Source organism: Streptococcus sp. (assembly GCF_041802885.1).
Classification (GTDB): Bacteria; Bacillota; Bacilli; order Lactobacillales; family Streptococcaceae; genus Streptococcus.
Window position 1 is genome coordinate 1 of the sequence record NZ_JBHCHN010000046.1, and the last position, 15,955, is coordinate 15,955.

Annotated in this window: 13 protein-coding genes and 1 pseudogene; 9 read left to right on the forward strand and 5 right to left on the reverse strand. The window is 45.6% G+C overall.

All coding sequences use genetic code 11. The annotated features are described in order from the left end of the window. The 6 genes from ACEYCN_RS06020 to mutY all read left to right on the forward strand — a co-directional run. Window positions 1–806 (forward strand): NAD kinase (locus ACEYCN_RS06020; protein WP_373713395.1); only part of this gene is annotated, 806 nt, incomplete at its 5' end. Then, complete coding sequence (locus ACEYCN_RS06025) at window positions 806–1,693, forward strand: RluA family pseudouridine synthase (protein WP_373713396.1); 888 nt, start codon at window positions 806–808, stop codon at window positions 1,691–1,693. The genes ACEYCN_RS06020 and ACEYCN_RS06025, both read left to right, overlap by 1 nt. A gap of 16 nt (window positions 1,694–1,709) precedes the next feature. Then, entirely contained in the window at window positions 1,710–2,696 is a 987-nt protein-coding gene (pta, locus tag ACEYCN_RS06030) for a phosphate acetyltransferase (protein ID WP_373713397.1), read from the forward strand. A gap of 2 nt (window positions 2,697–2,698) precedes the next feature. Then, window positions 2,699–4,426, forward strand: coding sequence for an ABC transporter ATP-binding protein (locus tag ACEYCN_RS06035; RefSeq protein ID WP_373713398.1), 1,728 nt, complete (start codon window positions 2,699–2,701; stop codon window positions 4,424–4,426). Beyond that, window positions 4,423–6,165: an ABC transporter ATP-binding protein gene (locus ACEYCN_RS06040; protein WP_373713399.1), complete on the forward strand. Its 1,743-nt coding sequence runs from the start codon at window positions 4,423–4,425 to the stop codon at window positions 6,163–6,165. The genes ACEYCN_RS06035 and ACEYCN_RS06040 overlap by 4 nt, the downstream gene beginning before the upstream one ends. 50 nt (window positions 6,166–6,215) lie before the next feature. Beyond that, complete coding sequence (gene mutY, locus ACEYCN_RS06045) at window positions 6,216–7,370, forward strand: A/G-specific adenine glycosylase (protein WP_373713400.1); 1,155 nt, start codon at window positions 6,216–6,218, stop codon at window positions 7,368–7,370. A gap of 848 nt (window positions 7,371–8,218) precedes the next feature. Here mutY and ACEYCN_RS06050 read toward each other — a convergent pair. From ACEYCN_RS06050 to ACEYCN_RS06065, 4 genes and pseudogenes are all read right to left on the reverse strand, one after another. Continuing rightward, on the reverse strand, window positions 8,219–9,937 hold the full coding sequence (locus tag ACEYCN_RS06050) for a phospho-sugar mutase (protein WP_373713401.1): 1,719 nt from the start codon (window positions 9,935–9,937) through the stop codon (window positions 8,219–8,221). A 92-nt stretch (window positions 9,938–10,029) separates the two neighbouring features. Then, window positions 10,030–10,599 (reverse strand): ECF transporter S component, encoded by a 570-nt coding sequence (locus tag ACEYCN_RS06055; protein WP_373713402.1) that lies wholly within the window; start codon window positions 10,597–10,599, stop codon window positions 10,030–10,032. Next, window positions 10,596–11,132 carry a phosphopantothenoylcysteine decarboxylase gene (gene coaC / locus ACEYCN_RS06060; RefSeq protein ID WP_373713403.1) on the reverse strand — a complete coding sequence of 179 codons (537 nt, stop codon included), beginning with the start codon at window positions 11,130–11,132 and terminating at the stop codon, window positions 10,596–10,598. Before coaC ends, ACEYCN_RS06055 begins: the two co-directional genes overlap by 4 nt. A gap of 1 nt (window position 11,133) precedes the next feature. Then, window positions 11,134–11,827: pseudogene (locus ACEYCN_RS06065) on the reverse strand (phosphopantothenate--cysteine ligase). Window positions 11,828–12,003: 176 nt separating this feature from the next. Between ACEYCN_RS06065 and ACEYCN_RS06070 the strand changes: the two are divergent. Beyond that, a complete protein-coding gene (locus ACEYCN_RS06070) occupies window positions 12,004–13,674 on the forward strand; it encodes a formate--tetrahydrofolate ligase (RefSeq protein WP_373713404.1) in 1,671 nt (556 codons plus the stop codon). A gap of 20 nt (window positions 13,675–13,694) precedes the next feature. Here the strand turns inward: ACEYCN_RS06070 and ACEYCN_RS06075 are convergent, their stop codons facing one another. Further along, window positions 13,695–14,513: a PrsW family glutamic-type intramembrane protease gene (locus tag ACEYCN_RS06075; protein ID WP_373713405.1), complete on the reverse strand. Its 819-nt coding sequence runs from the start codon at window positions 14,511–14,513 to the stop codon at window positions 13,695–13,697. Window positions 14,514–14,695: 182 nt separating this feature from the next. On the opposite strand from ACEYCN_RS06075, the gene ACEYCN_RS06080 reads away from it, so the two are divergent. Together ACEYCN_RS06080 and ACEYCN_RS06085 are read left to right on the forward strand one after the other, a co-directional pair. Beyond that, complete coding sequence (locus ACEYCN_RS06080) at window positions 14,696–15,307, forward strand: DUF5052 family protein (protein WP_373713406.1); 612 nt, start codon at window positions 14,696–14,698, stop codon at window positions 15,305–15,307. Next, window positions 15,308–15,847, forward strand: coding sequence for an N-acetyltransferase family protein (locus ACEYCN_RS06085; protein ID WP_373713407.1), 540 nt, complete (start codon window positions 15,308–15,310; stop codon window positions 15,845–15,847). Window positions 15,848–15,955: the final 108 nt, after the last annotated feature.

The window sequence follows — 15,955 nt, forward strand, 5'->3', positions numbered from 1 at the left end:
ATAGAAAAAAAGTCGCCTTTTTCAGCAGTCACATTCCAAAGAGTGAGGCTGTTTCTAAGGAATTATGGGCTAAGTTAAAAGAAGCCAATTTTATTCTAACCCCAAAAAATCCGGACATAGTCGTTTCCATCGGAGGGGATGGCATGCTGCTTTCAGCCTTCCACAAGTATGAATCCATCATTGACCATGTTCGTTTTGTTGGGATTCACACAGGACACCTCGGTTTTTATACGGATTACCGAGATTTTGAAGTGGACAAGCTGATTGAAAATCTGAAACTGGATACGGGTGCCAGGGTTTCCTATCCTATCCTGAATGTCAAGGTGAAGATGATAGACGGCCGTCAGGTTTCTGCCAGAGCCCTAAATGAAGCCACTGTCAAACGTCTGTCGAAGACCATGGTTGCGGATGTTTTTATTAACAATGTCCACTTTGAACGCTTTCGTGGGGATGGGATTTCGGTATCGACTCCAACAGGCTCTACAGCCTACAATAAATCTCTGGGTGGTGCGGTCCTCCATCCAACCATCGAAGCTCTCCAGATTGCGGAGGTTGCCAGTCTCAACAACCGGGTTTACAGAACACTGGGCTCCTCTATTGTGGTTCCTAAAAAGGATAAGATTGTCATCGAACCCAAGCATGATGACCGCTATTCGCTGTCAGTGGATAATCGGACCTTTGTCTATGACAATATTGACCGCATTGAGTACCAGCTGGACCAGAGTAAGATTCATTTTGTGGCCTCACCCAGCCATACCAGCTTTTGGAACCGGGTCAAGGATGCCTTCATCGGAGAGGTGGAGTGATGCGCTTTGAGTTTGTTGCGGACCAGCATGTCAAGGTGAAAACCTTTCTTAAAAAGCATGAAATCTCCAAAACCCTGCTGGCTAAAATCAAGTTCAGGGGTGGTGATATCCTGGTCAATGGGATTCAGCGAAATGCCACCTATCTCCTGGATATTGGTGATAGGGTGGTGGTAGAGATTCCAAATGAAGAAGATCTGAATGGAAAATTGGAAGCGGTTGAACATCCTCTAGAGATTGTCTTTGAAGATGAGCATTTTCTGGTTATCAATAAGCCTGTCGGCTTCGCTTCCATTCCAAGTGCCATTCATTCATCGACCATCGCTAATTTTGTCAAAGGATATTACCTGAGCCAGAATTATGAGAACAAGCAGGTCCATATCGTGACCAGGCTCGATCGGGATACATCTGGCCTCATGCTTTTTGCCAAGCACGGCTATGCCCATGCTCGTTTGGACAAGCAGCTCCAGGCCAAGACCATCCAAAAACGCTATTATGCCCTTGTTCATGGCCAGGGTGAATTGGCCCCTTCAGGGGATATTATTGCTCCCATCGGTCGTCCAGAGGATAGTATCATCACTCGGATTGTGACCCAGTCTGGCAAGTATGCCCATACATCTTATGAGCTTGTCCAGTCTTGGGGAGATATTCATTTGGTGGATATTCAGCTCCATACGGGGCGGACCCATCAGATTCGGGTTCATTTTTCCCACATTGGCTTTCCCCTCCTAGGGGATGACTTGTATGGAGGCAGTCTTGATTTTGGTATCGAGCGTCAAGCCCTTCATTGCCAAAACCTTTCATTTGTCAATCCTTTCATGGAGGAGAGACTCAATTTAACTAGTCCATTACCAGCCGACTTTCAGGCTGTAATAAAAAAATTAAACTAAATCAAGGAGATTTACAATGGAAATTCGGAATTTATTCGGTGAAATGAAACACAAAATCGTAGGTAAAAAACTACGGATTGTTTTCCCAGAAGGAAAAGATGAGCGCGTGGTTCGTGCGGCAGCTCGTTTGAAGTTTGAAGGTCTGGCTGAACCCATTATTCTAGGTGTCCCTTCAGAAGTTCATACCCTTTTGACCGATTTCGGTTTCTCAAATCCAGGTATCACGGTTATTGACCCAAATAACTATGCAAACTTTGAGACCATGAAGCAGGAATTCCTCAACCTTCGTAAAGGAAAGGTAGATGAGGCTCAAGCAGACCAAATCTTGCGGGATGTTAACTATTTCGGTGTCATGTTGGTTCAGCTTGGTTTGGCTGAAGGAATGGTTTCTGGAGCAGTTCACTCGACTGCTGATACTGTTCGTCCGGCACTTCAAATTATCAAGACAAAACCAGGTGTGAAGCGGACTTCAGGTGTCTTCTTGATGGTTAAGGATGAGCATAAGTATATCTTTGGGGATTGCGCCATCAACATTGATCCAGATGCAGAAGCCCTTGCTGAGATTGCAATCCAGTCTGCAGCAACTGCTCAAACCTTTGGTTTGGAGCCAAAGATTGCCATGATTTCTTATTCTACCAAGGGTTCTGGTTCAGGTCCCCATGTTGACAAGGTAGTGGAAGCAACGCGCTTGGCCCAAGAAGCTCGTCCAGATCTCTTGATTGATGGGGAATTGCAAATGGATGCGGCCTTAGAGCCAAATACTGCCCGCTTGAAGGCACCAGATAGCCCAGTTGCTGGTCAAGCCAATGTCTTTATTTTCCCTGCTATTGAAGCTGGAAACATCGCCTATAAGATTGCGGAGCGTCTAGGTGGTTTCGAAGCAGTTGGGCCAGTTCTTCAAGGGTTGAACAAGCCAGTAAATGACCTTTCACGCGGCTGTAGTTCTGAAGATGTTTACAAGCTGGGTATCATCACAGCTGCCCAAGCAGTGGATGCCTTGTAAGCATGGTTTCACTTTTTCGCTATTTTCGGGACTATCTCAAGGAGTCTATTCTAGGACCGCTCTTTAAGCTCCTAGAGGCCCTCTTTGAGCTAATAGTTCCTTTAGTCATCGCCTATATCGTTGACTCTATCATTCCTCATGGCAATCAAGGAGACTTGGTTGCTATGGTTTTACTATTGGTCGGTTTGGCCTCTGTCGGAGTTGCAGTTGCTATTACTGCCCAATATTATTCTGCAAAGGCAGCGGTTGGATACACAAAAAGTTTGAGTCAGGACCTCTATCAAAAGGTTCTTTCACTTCCAAAGTCCAGTCAAGATCGATTATCGACTTCCAGTCTTCTGACACGCCTGTCCAGCGATTGCCTTCAGATTCAAACGGGGATTAACAGCTTTCTGCGCCTCTTTTTAAGAGCCCCTATTGTTGTCTTTGGTGCCATGCTCATGGCATTTTCCATCAGTCCTCGTCTATCTATCATCTTCCTCATCATGGTGGCTATCTTGCTGGTCATTGTGGTCCTGGTTTCGGTGTTTTCTGCCAGGATTTTTGTTCAAATGAGAAAGTCAGTAGATAAACTGGTGTCCATGGTTAGGGAAAATGTTCTAGGTGCCCGTGTCATTCGGGCCTTTGGTCAAAAGGATCGTGAAATCCAGGCCTTTAAAAAAGAAAACCAGTCCTATCTTAATCGGCAAGTGAAGGCTGGAGCCTGGTCAGCATCCCTTGCACCTCTTACCTATCTAGTGGTCAATCTCAGTTTGATTATTCTGATTTATCAGGGAAAAATGGCCATCCATTCTAACTTATTAGAACAGGGTCAGCTCATAGCCTTGATTAACTATCTTTTGCAGATTCTGATTGAGTTGGTCAAGATGGTCATGGTTATGATGACCATGAACCAAACCTTTATATCCGCCAAGCGAGTTCAGGAGATTTTTGAACAAGAATCAGAAGATATAGAGGCTGACCTCCCTATCGAAAGGACCAATCAAGCATCCTTGCTCTTGGAAGCGGAAGATGTTTGCTTTACCTATCCAGAATCGGCTAATTTGGCCTTAGACCAGTTGAATTTTTCTGTCCATGCAGGCAATATTTTTGGCATCATCGGTGGTACAGGTTCAGGTAAGTCTAGTCTCGTAAACCTGCTTTTGCGGCTTTATCCCGTGTCGGCAGGCCGCTTGACTCTTTATGTTGAAGGAAAGAGTCCTAACAATCTCAAGGCCTGGCGGCAACAATTTGCCCTAGTTCCACAAAAAGCCCAGCTTTTTAAAGGAGATGTTCGGTCCAATCTGAGCCTTGGTCTAACCAATATTTCTGACCAAGAAATGTGGCAAGCCCTGGACATTGCCCAGGCTAGGGATTTTTTGGAGGCTAAAGAAGGGCTGGATAGCCCAGTTGAGGCCATGGGACGAAATTTCTCAGGTGGCCAGCGCCAGCGTTTGACCATTGCGAGGGCCCTTTTACAGCCAGCGCCCATCCTGATTCTAGATGATGCAACCTCGGCCTTGGATTACCTGACAGAAAGTCGGCTCCTAGAAGCTATTCAGACACGATTGCCCGACAAGACTCTCATCATTGTTTCACAGCGGATAAAGAGCCTTAGGGCTGCTCAGCAAATCCTAGTTTTAGACCAAGGTCGCCAGGTCGGTTTGGGCAGGCATGACGAGCTATTGATTTCTTGCCCTGTCTATCAAGAGATTGCAAAATCCCAAGAAGGTCAGGAGGTGGTTGAATGAGAAGCAGAACAAGCAGAAGCAGGACCTTCGGGGCCATTTTCCGGCTCTTACTTCAAAAACCCTGGCATCTTTTCTTCTTTTTCATGGCGACAGTGGGCCAGGTTTTGCTGACGGTCTACCTGCCCATCTTGATTGGTCAGGCAGTGGATGCCAGCTTGGAGACAGGATTCAGTTCCTCATTTTGGCTCATTCTTTGGCAAATGGGTCTGGTGGTCCTTGCTAATACCCTCTTGCAATGGATTAGTCCCCTCTTGTCTAATCAGCTGGTTTATCAGTTGGTGACGGACTTACGTCAGCGGATTTTTGAAAAATTGCATAGCCTACCCTTGGCTTATCTGGATAAGCAAGGTTTGGGGGATCTGGTGGCCAGGATATCCAGTGATAGTGAGCAGCTGACAAATGGGCTTTTAATGATTTTTCAGCAGTTTTTCCTTGGTTTTTTAACCATTTTCGTCATGATTTTTACCATGATTAGGCTGGATACCTTGATGACGATGGTCGTTGTCGTCTTAACGCCGCTTTCCCTCTTTATCGCTCGCTTTATCGCTCAAAAAAGTTATCATTATTACCGCAAGCAAACCAGGGCCAGGGGAGACCAGGTTTCTTTGCTGGAAGAGAGCATGAGCCAGCTTTCCTTGATTCAGGCCTTTAATGCTCAAGAGGAGTTTGTTGGTCGCTTCAAGGAGGTCAATGACCAGTATGCAAGCTATTCGCAAGCGGCTATTTTTTCCTCTTCCACAGTCAATCCCTCAACCAGATTTGTCAATGCTCTCATTTATGCCCTGCTGGCAGGTTTGGGAGCCCTGCGAATCATGAATGGCAGTTTTACAGTTGGAGGTTTGACCACTTTTCTCAACTACGCCAGTCAATATTCTAAACCTTTCAATGACATTTCCTCTGTCCTGTCTGAATTGCAGAGTGCATTGGCCTGTGCAGAGAGGATGTTTGCAATTTTGGGTGAAGCAGATATGATTGATGACTCAAGTAGCGAGCTGGAGAGAGAAGCAGTTGTAGGCCATATTGAATTCAAGGATGTGGATTTTTCCTACCAGGTCGGAAAAACCCTCATTAACAATCTCAATCTTTCGGTTCCAGCAGGCAGCAAGGTGGCCATTGTTGGTCCAACTGGAGCTGGTAAATCCACTCTGATCAATCTGCTCATGCGCTTTTATCCCCTGGATAAGGGAGAGATTTTCTTGGATGGAGTACCAATCTCAGCCTATAGTCGGGAGTCACTGAGAAAAGAGATTGGAATGGTCCTGCAGGAAACCTGGCTCAAGTCAGCAACTGTTCATGACAATATTGCCTATGGTTATCCAAATGCTACTAGAGAACTGATCATTGAGGCAGCAAAGGCAGCCAATCCCGATTTCTTCATTCGTCATCTTCCCCAGGGTTACGATACCTATTTGGCTGATGCTGGTGAATCCCTTTCTCAAGGTCAGCGACAGTTACTGGCCATTGCCCGTATCTTTGTTAAGTTGCCCCGTATCCTAATTTTGGATGAAGCGACCTCATCCATCGATACCCGAACGGAGCTCTTGATTCAGGAAGCTTTTGAAAAACTCATGCTGGGTCGGACTAGCTTTATTATTGCCCACAGACTATCAACTATCCAGCATGCGGATATCATCCTTGTTATGTCAGATGGGGCCATTGTCGAACAAGGCAATCATGCCCAACTCATGGCTGCGAAGGGACACTATTACCAGATGCAAATGAGCCAGAAAGGCCATTAAAGGAAGAGCCATTTTTGGCTCTTTTTGTCTTCCTATGCTATACTTAAACTATGTTAGATTTAAGAGATTATGGTATTGAAATGTGGCCCCAAGATCAGATTGAGGCCTTTAGAAAAGCTCTTTTGGACTGGTATGATGCCAATAAGCGAGACCTTCCCTGGCGCAGGACCAGCGACCCATACGCTATTTGGGTTTCGGAAATTATGCTCCAGCAGACTCGAGTGGATACAGTCATTCCTTACTATGAAAGTTTTCTTCATCGCCTTCCGACCATTGAAGATTTGGCCCAGGCTCTTGAAGAAGTCTTGCTCAAGGTCTGGGAAGGTCTAGGTTACTATTCCCGTGTCCGTAATATGCAAAAGGCAGCTCAGCAAATGGTGGCTGATTTTGGTGGTAAATTCCCTGAAACACACGAGGAAATATTGACCTTAAAAGGGATAGGCCCCTATACAGCGGGAGCCATTGCCAGTATTGCCTTTCAGCTGCCAGAACCAGCGGTTGATGGCAATGTGATGAGGGTTTTGAGCCGCCTTTTTGAAGTGGATTATGATATTGGAGTCCCTGCCAACCGTAAGATTTTCCAGGCTATGATGGAAATCCTGATTGATCCGGTCAGACCTGGAGACTTTAATCAAGCCTTGATGGATCTGGGGTCAGACATTGAATCACCTGTGAATCCCAGACCTGAAGAAAGTCCTGTTAAGGAATTTAGTGCTGCCTATCGCAATGGAACCATGGACAAGTATCCTATTAAGGCTCCCAAGAAAAAGCCAATCCCTGTTTATTTCAAGGGCTTTGTCATCCGAAATGAGAAAAATCAGTTTTTACTGGAGAAAAATCAGAATGCTGGCCTCTTATCAGGTTTTTGGTCCTTTCCCTTGCTAGAAATCACAGAACCTCGTGAACAAGACCTGAATTTATTTCAGGTAGCAGAGGAGATGGTGCAGGACAATCCTAAAGAGATTTTTACGGAAAACTACCAGCTGAATGTCCACTGGAAAAATAGCAGTTTTCCAACTGTCCAACATATTTTTAGCCACCGCAAGTGGCAGATTCAAATCATGGAAGGCTTGGTGTCAGATAGTCGCGGATCTGTGGGGACTGACAGGGAACTAGTCTGGGTCAGCGCAGACGAATTTCATCACTATCCCTTTGCCAAACCCCAGCAAAAGATGTGGGAAGCTTTTCAAGATGGTTTAAAATAAGAGAGAATGATGGGTGAAGGAATTATCCATCATTTTTCAAAATTCTGCGTATAAATACTTGAAAGCGCTTCAAAAAGGTGATATAATACAGGTACAAGGGGAGGAAGTTATATATTCTCCCTAGTGATTGCAATCACAGTTGCTATTTAGCCGGTGTTATTTACCAAGGACCTATCAAAGGAAGGAGTATAAAGGAAAAGAGAGCGTAATTAGATCAGTCGAGAGATTCGTCTAGTTATGGAGAGTCGTGAGACTCATGTTTGTTGTAAGTAATTATAGTAAATCAAATTCTTAGCTCAAATTGAGCGGTCCTGTTCTTTCTGAGGTGAAGAGAAAGAATGTTTTGCAAAACGATATTCGTTTCGTATTTGTCCTTGTAAATAATATCTTGCTGATAGAGGAAAAGTTCTGTATCATTGCTTTATGGTCTGCTATCAAGTATAGATAGCCTTAGATTGTTAAGAATGATAAAAGTCATATTAGCCGCACTACCCTAGAAGTTGGAAAGAATTAAGGCTAATCCAATTTTGTAAAATCTTCCCTAATCTGACTCGATTCTTTAGAAGAAGTTAAAGTTTCAGTTGAGCCTTAAGGAGAGGGGAAGGGCTGATAACAAGTGTAGTTGAAATTTTAACGAACGTGAAGTTAATTGTTAAAAAGATGTATCTATAATATGTATCTAAGATAGATAGGGTAGTGAATCATTTCAAGATAGGTTGAAAAACCACTGTCGTATGTGATACATGAACTTTTCCTTTATTATTGTGAAAAACCACCTGCTCAGTAAGGCAGGTGGCTTTTTGGTTGTTTTAGAGGTCAAGAAAAAAGAGGCCGAAGCCTCTTTTGCACTATTCAACAAAGTCGTTGATTTCTTTTTCGATATTGGCAATCTTTTCTTCCGCTTCAGCCAAGGTTTCACCAACTGTTGCGATGTAGAATTTGATTTTTGGTTCTGTTCCAGAAGGGCGGACAGCAAACCAAGAATCATCTGCCAAAGTGTACTTCAAGACATCTGATGGAGGAGTGGTCAGGGCAGTTACCTTACCATCCTTGTCTGTTGCCGTTTGAAGGGCAAAGTCTTCAAAGAGGGCAATGTCTGTTCCGTTAAATTGCTCAGGAGCATTGTCACGGAACTTGGCCATGATAGCCTTGATTTGCTCAGCACCATCCTTACCAGAAAGGGTCACAGAGATGGTCTTTTCAGCGAAGTAGCCGTATTCTTTGAAGATTTCATCGATACCATCTGCCAGGGTCAGGCCGCGTGAGCGGTAGTAGGCTGCAATTTCAGCTACTAGGAGAACGGCTTGGATGGCATCCTTATCACGAACAAATGGCTTAATCAGATAGCCGAAGCTTTCTTCAAAACCAAACATGTAGGTGTAGTTGTTGGTATCTTCAAATTCTTGGATTTTTTCTGCGATAAACTTGAAACCGGTCAAGACGTTGAACATAGTTGCCCCATAGCTTTCCGCAATCTTGGTCACCAATTCTGTTGAAACGATGGATTTGCAGAGGGCAGCATTGGCTGGCAAGGTTCCAGCCTGTTTGTGGGCTTCAAGGATGTATTTGGCGATGATAGCACCGATTTGGTTACCAGATAGGTTCCAGTAAGAGCCATCGGCCTGGCGAACCTCAACGCCGACACGGTCCGCATCTGGGTCTGTTGCCAGGAGCACATCCGCGCCAACTTCACGGCCCAGCTCTTCAGCAAGGGCAAAGGCAGCTTGACTTTCTGGGTTTGGTGAAGCAACAGTTGAGAAATCAGGGTCAGCGGTTGCTTGAGATTCTACGATTTGAACAGAGTTGAAACCAGCTTGAGCTAGAGCACGGCGGGTCAGCATTTCACCTGTACCATGAAGTGGAGTGTAGACAATCTTCATGTCAGCCCCGTATTCTTTGATGAGTTCAGGGTTGATGGACAGGTCTTTGAGTTCTTCAAGGTATTGGACATCAGTCTCTTCGCCCAACACTTTGATGATTCCAGAAGCCTTGCTTTCTTCCAAATCAGCCAGTTCGATGGTAAATGGATTGTCAATGGCACGGATGTAGTCAGTCAAGGCGCTGGCATCAGCAGGAGGCATTTGTCCGCCATCTTCACCGTAAACCTTGTATCCGTTAAATTCTTTCGGATTGTGGCTGGCAGTTACCATGATACCAGCGATGGCATTGTAGTGACGTACGGCAAAGGAGAGTTCTGGCGTTGGACGGAGGCTTTCAAAGACATAGGACTGAATGCCATGGGCAGCCAAAACTTGTGCTGATTCGAAGGCAAATTCTGGAGAGAAGTGACGGGAGTCATAGGCAATGGCAACCCCGCGTTTTTTAGCTTCGTCACCCTTTGAAGCCACTAGTTTTGCCAGACCTTCAGTAGCTTGGCGAACAACATAAACGTTGATACGGTTGGTACCAGCTCCGATGTAGCCACGCATACCAGCAGTACCGAATTCCAAATTGGTATAGAAAGCATCTTCTTTTGTTTTTTCATCCATGGAGACTAAATCTTGTCTGAGATAGTCTGGGAGTTGGGCATAAACGAGCCAAGTTTTGTATTTTTCTTGATATGTCATTGACAAATCCCTCCTGAATATTTTGTTTAATTAAACGTTTTCATTATATCATTTTTCAGTAAAAAAAGCACGCCTTGGCGTGACTTTTTAGTTTATTTTTTTAGTTTTTCAATGACAGGTACGATGGCAACTGTCAGGACAGCTGAGATAATCATTTCTGCAATAGCATTTGTTCCCAGGATGCCTGCCAGCATCAGTTGGAGATTGCCATTATAGACAGAGGAGAAGAGGACAAAGATTCCTCCAAGGACAAAGATGGTATTGGTCATGGAGCCAACAGCACCAGCCAAAATGAGGCCAGCCTTATTTTTCATAATCTTATAGACATAATAAGGTGTAATCCCGATAAGGATACGGGGAATCATGGCAATCATGAGGGAGTAGAGGTTCCCGTTTTCCACAAAGGGGGAGAAGAGGTAGCTGGTCGGCAGCAATACGATAGTATTGGTGACCACACTGATAACCCCCATCAATCCGCCCAGTGTCGCTCCAACCCGTGGTCCGTAGAGAATGGAAGCGATGATGACCGGAATATGGACAATGGTTGGTTTGATAGGAAAGGGCAGAATATTAAAGAAGACCGATGTTAAGAGGTGGATGACCAACATGGCCGCAAAAAACATGGCCACGGTCGCCACATGACTGGAACGATTTTGTTTCATAGAATCTCCTTTACTCTTTCAAGAATGACATCAAGCTCAGCCAGAGCACCCGTTCCGAAATCACCACAGGCCAGCAAGGCTTCTCTGGGCTTAATTTCCTGATAGCCATAGCGGGCAAGTTTTTCAAGATTGTCCTGGGTGGCTAGATTGAGGTACATGTTTGTATTCATGGCTGGCGCAATCAGTTTTGGAACTCCTGCAGGAATGGCCAGAGCCACGGCTGAAAGCATGTCATCAGCCAGGCCGTGGGCCAGTTTGGCAATGGTATTGGCAGAAGCAGGGGCCACTAGAAATAAATCTGTCTCCTTGGCCACATCAATGTGCTTGATGGAGGCTGGATTTTCCTCCAACATGATGTCGGTATGCACCAGTTTTTTGGATAGGGCCTGGAGGGTTAAAGGCGTGACAAAGGCAATGGCAGCCTTGGTCATGATGACCGTGACCTCATGACCTGCCTTGGTCAGTTGACTGGTTAAATCAGCTGCCTTATAGGCTGAAATAGAGCCTGAAACAGCCAGTGTAATCTTTGCCATATTAAGCCTCCTTTTGGTTTGTCACAACCTGTAAGATAAGTTGAGCGATTTGGTCTTTGGTTTCAACTTGGATATGCTCATTCTTGCTGACCAGATAGGCTCGGTGTTGACCTTCCTTGATATCCAAGAGATCATTGGCCACGATGTAGTCAGCCTGATTTTTTTCCAAGCTGGCGCGGGCAACAGTAAGCAGTTCATCCTTGCTGACATTGACCAGCAGCTTAAAGCCAATCAGCCCAATAGCAGGGTTCCACTCTTTGACAAGGGAAATAATCTTGGGTGTTTTTTTTGAGAAAGAGGACCTGGTAGTCATCAGCAGACGAAATCTTGCCCTGGTCATTTCTTTTTTCCAACAAATCATAAACAGAATCAGCCTGGGCAACCTCATCAATCCCTGTCATATAGACTGGTGTGTAGTCTGATACGGCCATGCTGTGGATGAGAACATCATGGCTCTTCACCAAGGGTTCAAGAGCCTCCTTTAGACTGGCTACATCGCTGATTTCGATGATGGTCAGGTTGGGATGGCCATCAGGTTTCAGAGCAGACTTGGTGGTGACTAAGGTCACTTGGTGGTCCGCCTGCAAAAAGCTTTCCGCAATCACTTTGCCGAGCTGACCAGTTGAATGATTGGTGATGGAGCGAACCCGATCAATAGCTTCCCTGGTGCCCCCTGATGTGATTAAAATTTTCATGCTAACATTGTACCTGAAAATTGCCTTTTCGTAAAGTTTTTACGACCTCCCCTATCTTTGGAAATATACTATGAAAATATCTTGAAAAAACGAACTATAAGGAGAAAATAAGAACTAAACGTGCAATTTTTACTTGCTTTTGATACAATAAACCTAGAAAAATGTTGAGGTGATGTATGAAAACAGATATTGAAATTGCTCAAAGTGCCACACTCCAGCCCATCACGGAGATTATTGAACCCCTGGGCATTGGATTTGACGATATTGAGCTCTATGGAAAATACAAGGCTAAGCTGACTGCAAAGAAAATCAAGGACTTGGAAAGTCAGGAAAATGGGAAACTCATCCTCGTGACCGCCATCAATCCGACACCAGCTGGTGAGGGTAAGTCTACTATTACCATTGGTTTAGCAGATGCCCTGTCCAAAATTGGCAAGAAAACCATGATTGCCTTGCGGGAACCTTCATTGGGCCCTGTCATGGGGGTCAAGGGAGGGGCAGCCGGAGGTGGTTATGCTCAAGTCCTTCCTATGGAGGATATTAACCTGCACTTCACGGGCGACATGCATGCTATTACAACAGCTCACAATGCCCTGTCAGCCTTGATTGACAATCATCTTCATCAGGGAAATGAACTGGGAATCGACCCGCGCCGCATTATCTGGAAACGGGTTGTGGATTTGAACGATCGGGCCCTGCGCCAGGTCACTATTGGCTTGGGCGGGCCACTGAACGGGGTACCGCGTGAAGACGGCTTCGATATTACGGTTGCTTCTGAAATCATGGCTATCCTTTGCTTGGCCACTGATTTGGAGAACCTGAAGGAACGCCTGGCCAGCATCGTGATTGGCTACCGTTACGACCGAACTCCAGTCTATGTCCGTGATTTGAAGGTGGAGGGTGCCCTGACTCTGATTCTGAAAGATGCCCTCAAACCAAATCTGGTTCAAACCATCTATGGCACACCAGCCTTTGTTCATGGCGGTCCCTTCGCCAACATTGCCCACGGTTGTAATTCCGTCTTGGCAACGACCACAGCCCTGCGGTTAGCTGATTATACTGTGACAGAAGCCGGCTTTGGTGCGGATCTTGGTGCAGAAAAATTCCTGGATATCAAGACCCCCAACCTGCCTAAGAGTCCGGATGCCATCGTAGTAGTGGCCACCATTCGGGCCCTCAAGATGAATGGCGGTGTTGCCAAGGATGCCCTTTCAGCTGAAAATGTAGCAGCTGTGGAGACTGGTTTTGCCAATCTGGCCCGTCACGTTGAAAACATGCGCAAGTATGGCATTCCAGTAGTAGTGGCCATCAATGAATTTGTGACCGATACGGCTGCAGAAATTGCCCGATTAAAGGAGCTGTGTGACCAAATCCAAGTACCTATTGCCCTGGCCAGCGTGTGGGCCAATGGAGCTGATGGAGGAGTGGAGCTGGCTGAAACGGTCGTCTCCACCATTGAAAGCCAACCTGCCCAGTACCACCGCCTATACGATGATGAGGAGAGTATTGAAGAAAAGATTAGCAAGGTGGCGCGTGAAATCTACCGGGCTGACAAGGTCATTTTTGAAAAGAAGGCCAAAACTCAAATGGCGCAAATCCTTCAGAATGGCTGGGATAAGCTCCCTATCTGTATGGCCAAAACCCAGTACAGTTTCTCAGACGATCCAAGCCTTCTTGGGGCTCCAACTGGCTTTGACATTACCATCCGCGAGCTGGTTCCAAAACTGGGCGCAGGCTTCATCGTTGCCCTGACTGGAGCAGTCATGACCATGCCAGGCCTGCCAAAGTCTCCAGCAGCCCTCAACATGGATGTGGATGCTGATGGAAATGCCCTCGGTCTCTTTTAAAAACACCAAAAAATCCGCTCCTAGGCGGATTTTTCTTTATGGGCTTCAAGTTTGTCAACTGTCAGGAAGGCTGCAATGGCCAGGCAGAGGTTGAAGCAAAGCATGAGAATAGTGACTTCAGCTGTGTCGGAAGTAAGACCAGCATTGAAAGGAGTGTTTAGGAGAAAATGGGCAAGGACTGCCATTGAAAGCCAGAACCACCCTTGTTTTTTAGACAGGCCACTGTTTTTTGAGAGGATGGCAACCATGCCGACTGCAAAGACCAGGGAGAAGGTCCAGTGAGTACCACCAGCGTGGACAATTCGTTCGATGAGGGTCGCAAAACCATCTGTTTTAGCCGTAAACATTTGCTGGAAGGTGTAGACACAATCTTCAATAACCTGAAAACTTAGGCCAACAATCAGACCACTGACCAGGGCGTTCTTTAGATTGAGCTGTTTGAACAAGAGGAGTACCAGAAGAACAACCAGACCCTTTCCAACTTCTTCATGGATGGGAGCGGTGACAGCGGCTCCCCAGGCATCAATGAAGGACTGAGGTGGCTTGACCACCAACAACCAAAAGGCTCCTAAAAGCGTTTGTCCAATACCAGAGAAGTAGTAACTAGCCGTTATTCCCAAAACCCAGCTGAGATGAACAACTTTTTTCGAAATCTCAAAGCGTTTTGCCAGGTAACGGATAAGAAAAATCATGGGGATGACATAGAGGGCAACCAATGAAATGGTCAGAAAGAAGAGAGGGTATTTTGCTTCCATCCCATTGGGCTTGCCAAAAAAGGTCAAGAGGATTTTACAGCCAGAGAAAAATCCCCAAACAGCTAGAAAAATTATCAACTTCATCTTGTGTTTCTCAATGAATGCTTTCATAATATCGTATCCTTTCAAATGATTGGAGTCACAGACTCCCCTTTTCACTTCTTAGTCTACCAAATCTATCTACCCATACTCTCAAGTCTATCTATTTTTTCTCTGTTTTTCCATTTTCGTGGTAGAATAGGGTACTAGACCTAGGAGGTGTTTCTATGAAAAAGAAAATATTGTTGTCGTTGGTTCTTGTCTTTAGTCTGTTTTCCTTATCCGCCTGTCAGTCCATTCAAAACTGGTGGAAAAATACCAAGGAGGAGTGGATTGGCTTGGAGATGACGGTGCGGACCTTTGATGAAAGTTCCCAGTTGATTGATGAGATGTCTGGCAAATCTCTGTCCATCGAGCGCAATGCGGACTTTGATTCTGTTGATGCCGAAGGCAACTCCAATGCAGATTCATCCGTCCTCAAGGTGACTATTGGCCAGTATGAAATGGACCATGTGGGCTCCTCCTTGATTGCTGCGGAGGAGGGTCTGGAAGACCTTTTTGCAAAATACCAAAAAACGGTCACTGTTGAGGAAGAAGGTAAGGCCATTCCTGTCGTCAACCGCATGGTCTCCCAGTTCAAAAATGACTTTACGGGTAAGGCCAAGGTTATCTTGATTCGCTCCCAAAATGGAACCCCCTTGGCAACCTATGCTGGGGACAAGGTTTCCCTTTATACATCGGATGCTCCAAAGACATCCGAACTCTTGATTGATGGCAAGCGTCTGATTATTTACCGCTGCGACTACACCATTTACGATCGGCAATTACTGGAGGAATAGATGAAGATACGACAAGCAAAACAAGAGGATGCGGAGGCTATTCTGTCCGTCTATGCTCCCTATGTGGAAGAGACTATCATCACCTTTGAGACCCAGGTTCCCAGCCTAGAGGACTTTCAGGTCCGCATGGCGACTATTATGGAAAAATTTCCCTACCTAGTGGCAGAAGTGGATGGTCAAATCCTTGGCTATACCTACGCCCACACTTATTATGCGCGTGACGCCTATGACTGGACCCTTGAATTATCTATCTATGTGGATAGAAATCGTCGGCAGGCTGGTATTGGCCAGGCTCTTTATGATGTTCTTGAAGAAAAATTATCAAAGCAAAATGTGGTCAACTTGCTAGCCTGTATTTCCTTGCCAAATGAACCTTCTATTCGTTTTCATCAAAAGCGGGGCTTTGAGCAAATTGGCCATTTTAAAAAGGTCGGCTTCAAGTTCGGTCAATGGTGTGATACGGTTTGGATGCAAAAGCGCCTCAGAGATGCGGCAGTTCCCGAGCCAATTCTTTACAAAAATGAGGAAGATGTGCTATAATCGTTTCATGCGATGAGCCGAGTAGTGACCTTGTCACATTCGACGCAGGGGAGGTCATTAACGCAGGAGCGGACCTTGATGATTTGTGTGAACCTTTTCATCTCATGG

Excerpts from the sequence above, each read along its gene's own strand:
- ACEYCN_RS06025 (WP_373713396.1), top strand. The coding sequence starts at position 806 with ATGCGCTTTGAGTTTGTTGCGGACCAGCATGTCAAGGTGAAAACCTTT.
- pta (WP_373713397.1), top strand. The coding sequence starts at position 1,710 with ATGGAAATTCGGAATTTATTCGGTGAAATGAAACACAAAATCGTAGGT.
- ACEYCN_RS06035 (WP_373713398.1), top strand. The coding sequence starts at position 2,699 with ATGGTTTCACTTTTTCGCTATTTTCGGGACTATCTCAAGGAGTCTATT.
- ACEYCN_RS06040 (WP_373713399.1), top strand. The coding sequence starts at position 4,423 with ATGAGAAGCAGAACAAGCAGAAGCAGGACCTTCGGGGCCATTTTCCGG.
- mutY (WP_373713400.1), top strand. The coding sequence starts at position 6,216 with ATGTTAGATTTAAGAGATTATGGTATTGAAATGTGGCCCCAAGATCAG.
- ACEYCN_RS06050 (WP_373713401.1), bottom strand. The coding sequence starts at position 9,937 with ATGACATATCAAGAAAAATACAAAACTTGGCTCGTTTATGCCCAACTC.
- ACEYCN_RS06055 (WP_373713402.1), bottom strand. The coding sequence starts at position 10,599 with ATGAAACAAAATCGTTCCAGTCATGTGGCGACCGTGGCCATGTTTTTT.
- coaC (WP_373713403.1), bottom strand. The coding sequence starts at position 11,132 with ATGGCAAAGATTACACTGGCTGTTTCAGGCTCTATTTCAGCCTATAAG.
- ACEYCN_RS06070 (WP_373713404.1), top strand. The coding sequence starts at position 12,004 with ATGAAAACAGATATTGAAATTGCTCAAAGTGCCACACTCCAGCCCATC.
- ACEYCN_RS06075 (WP_373713405.1), bottom strand. The coding sequence starts at position 14,513 with ATGAAGTTGATAATTTTTCTAGCTGTTTGGGGATTTTTCTCTGGCTGT.
- ACEYCN_RS06080 (WP_373713406.1), top strand. The coding sequence starts at position 14,696 with ATGAAAAAGAAAATATTGTTGTCGTTGGTTCTTGTCTTTAGTCTGTTT.
- ACEYCN_RS06085 (WP_373713407.1), top strand. The coding sequence starts at position 15,308 with ATGAAGATACGACAAGCAAAACAAGAGGATGCGGAGGCTATTCTGTCC.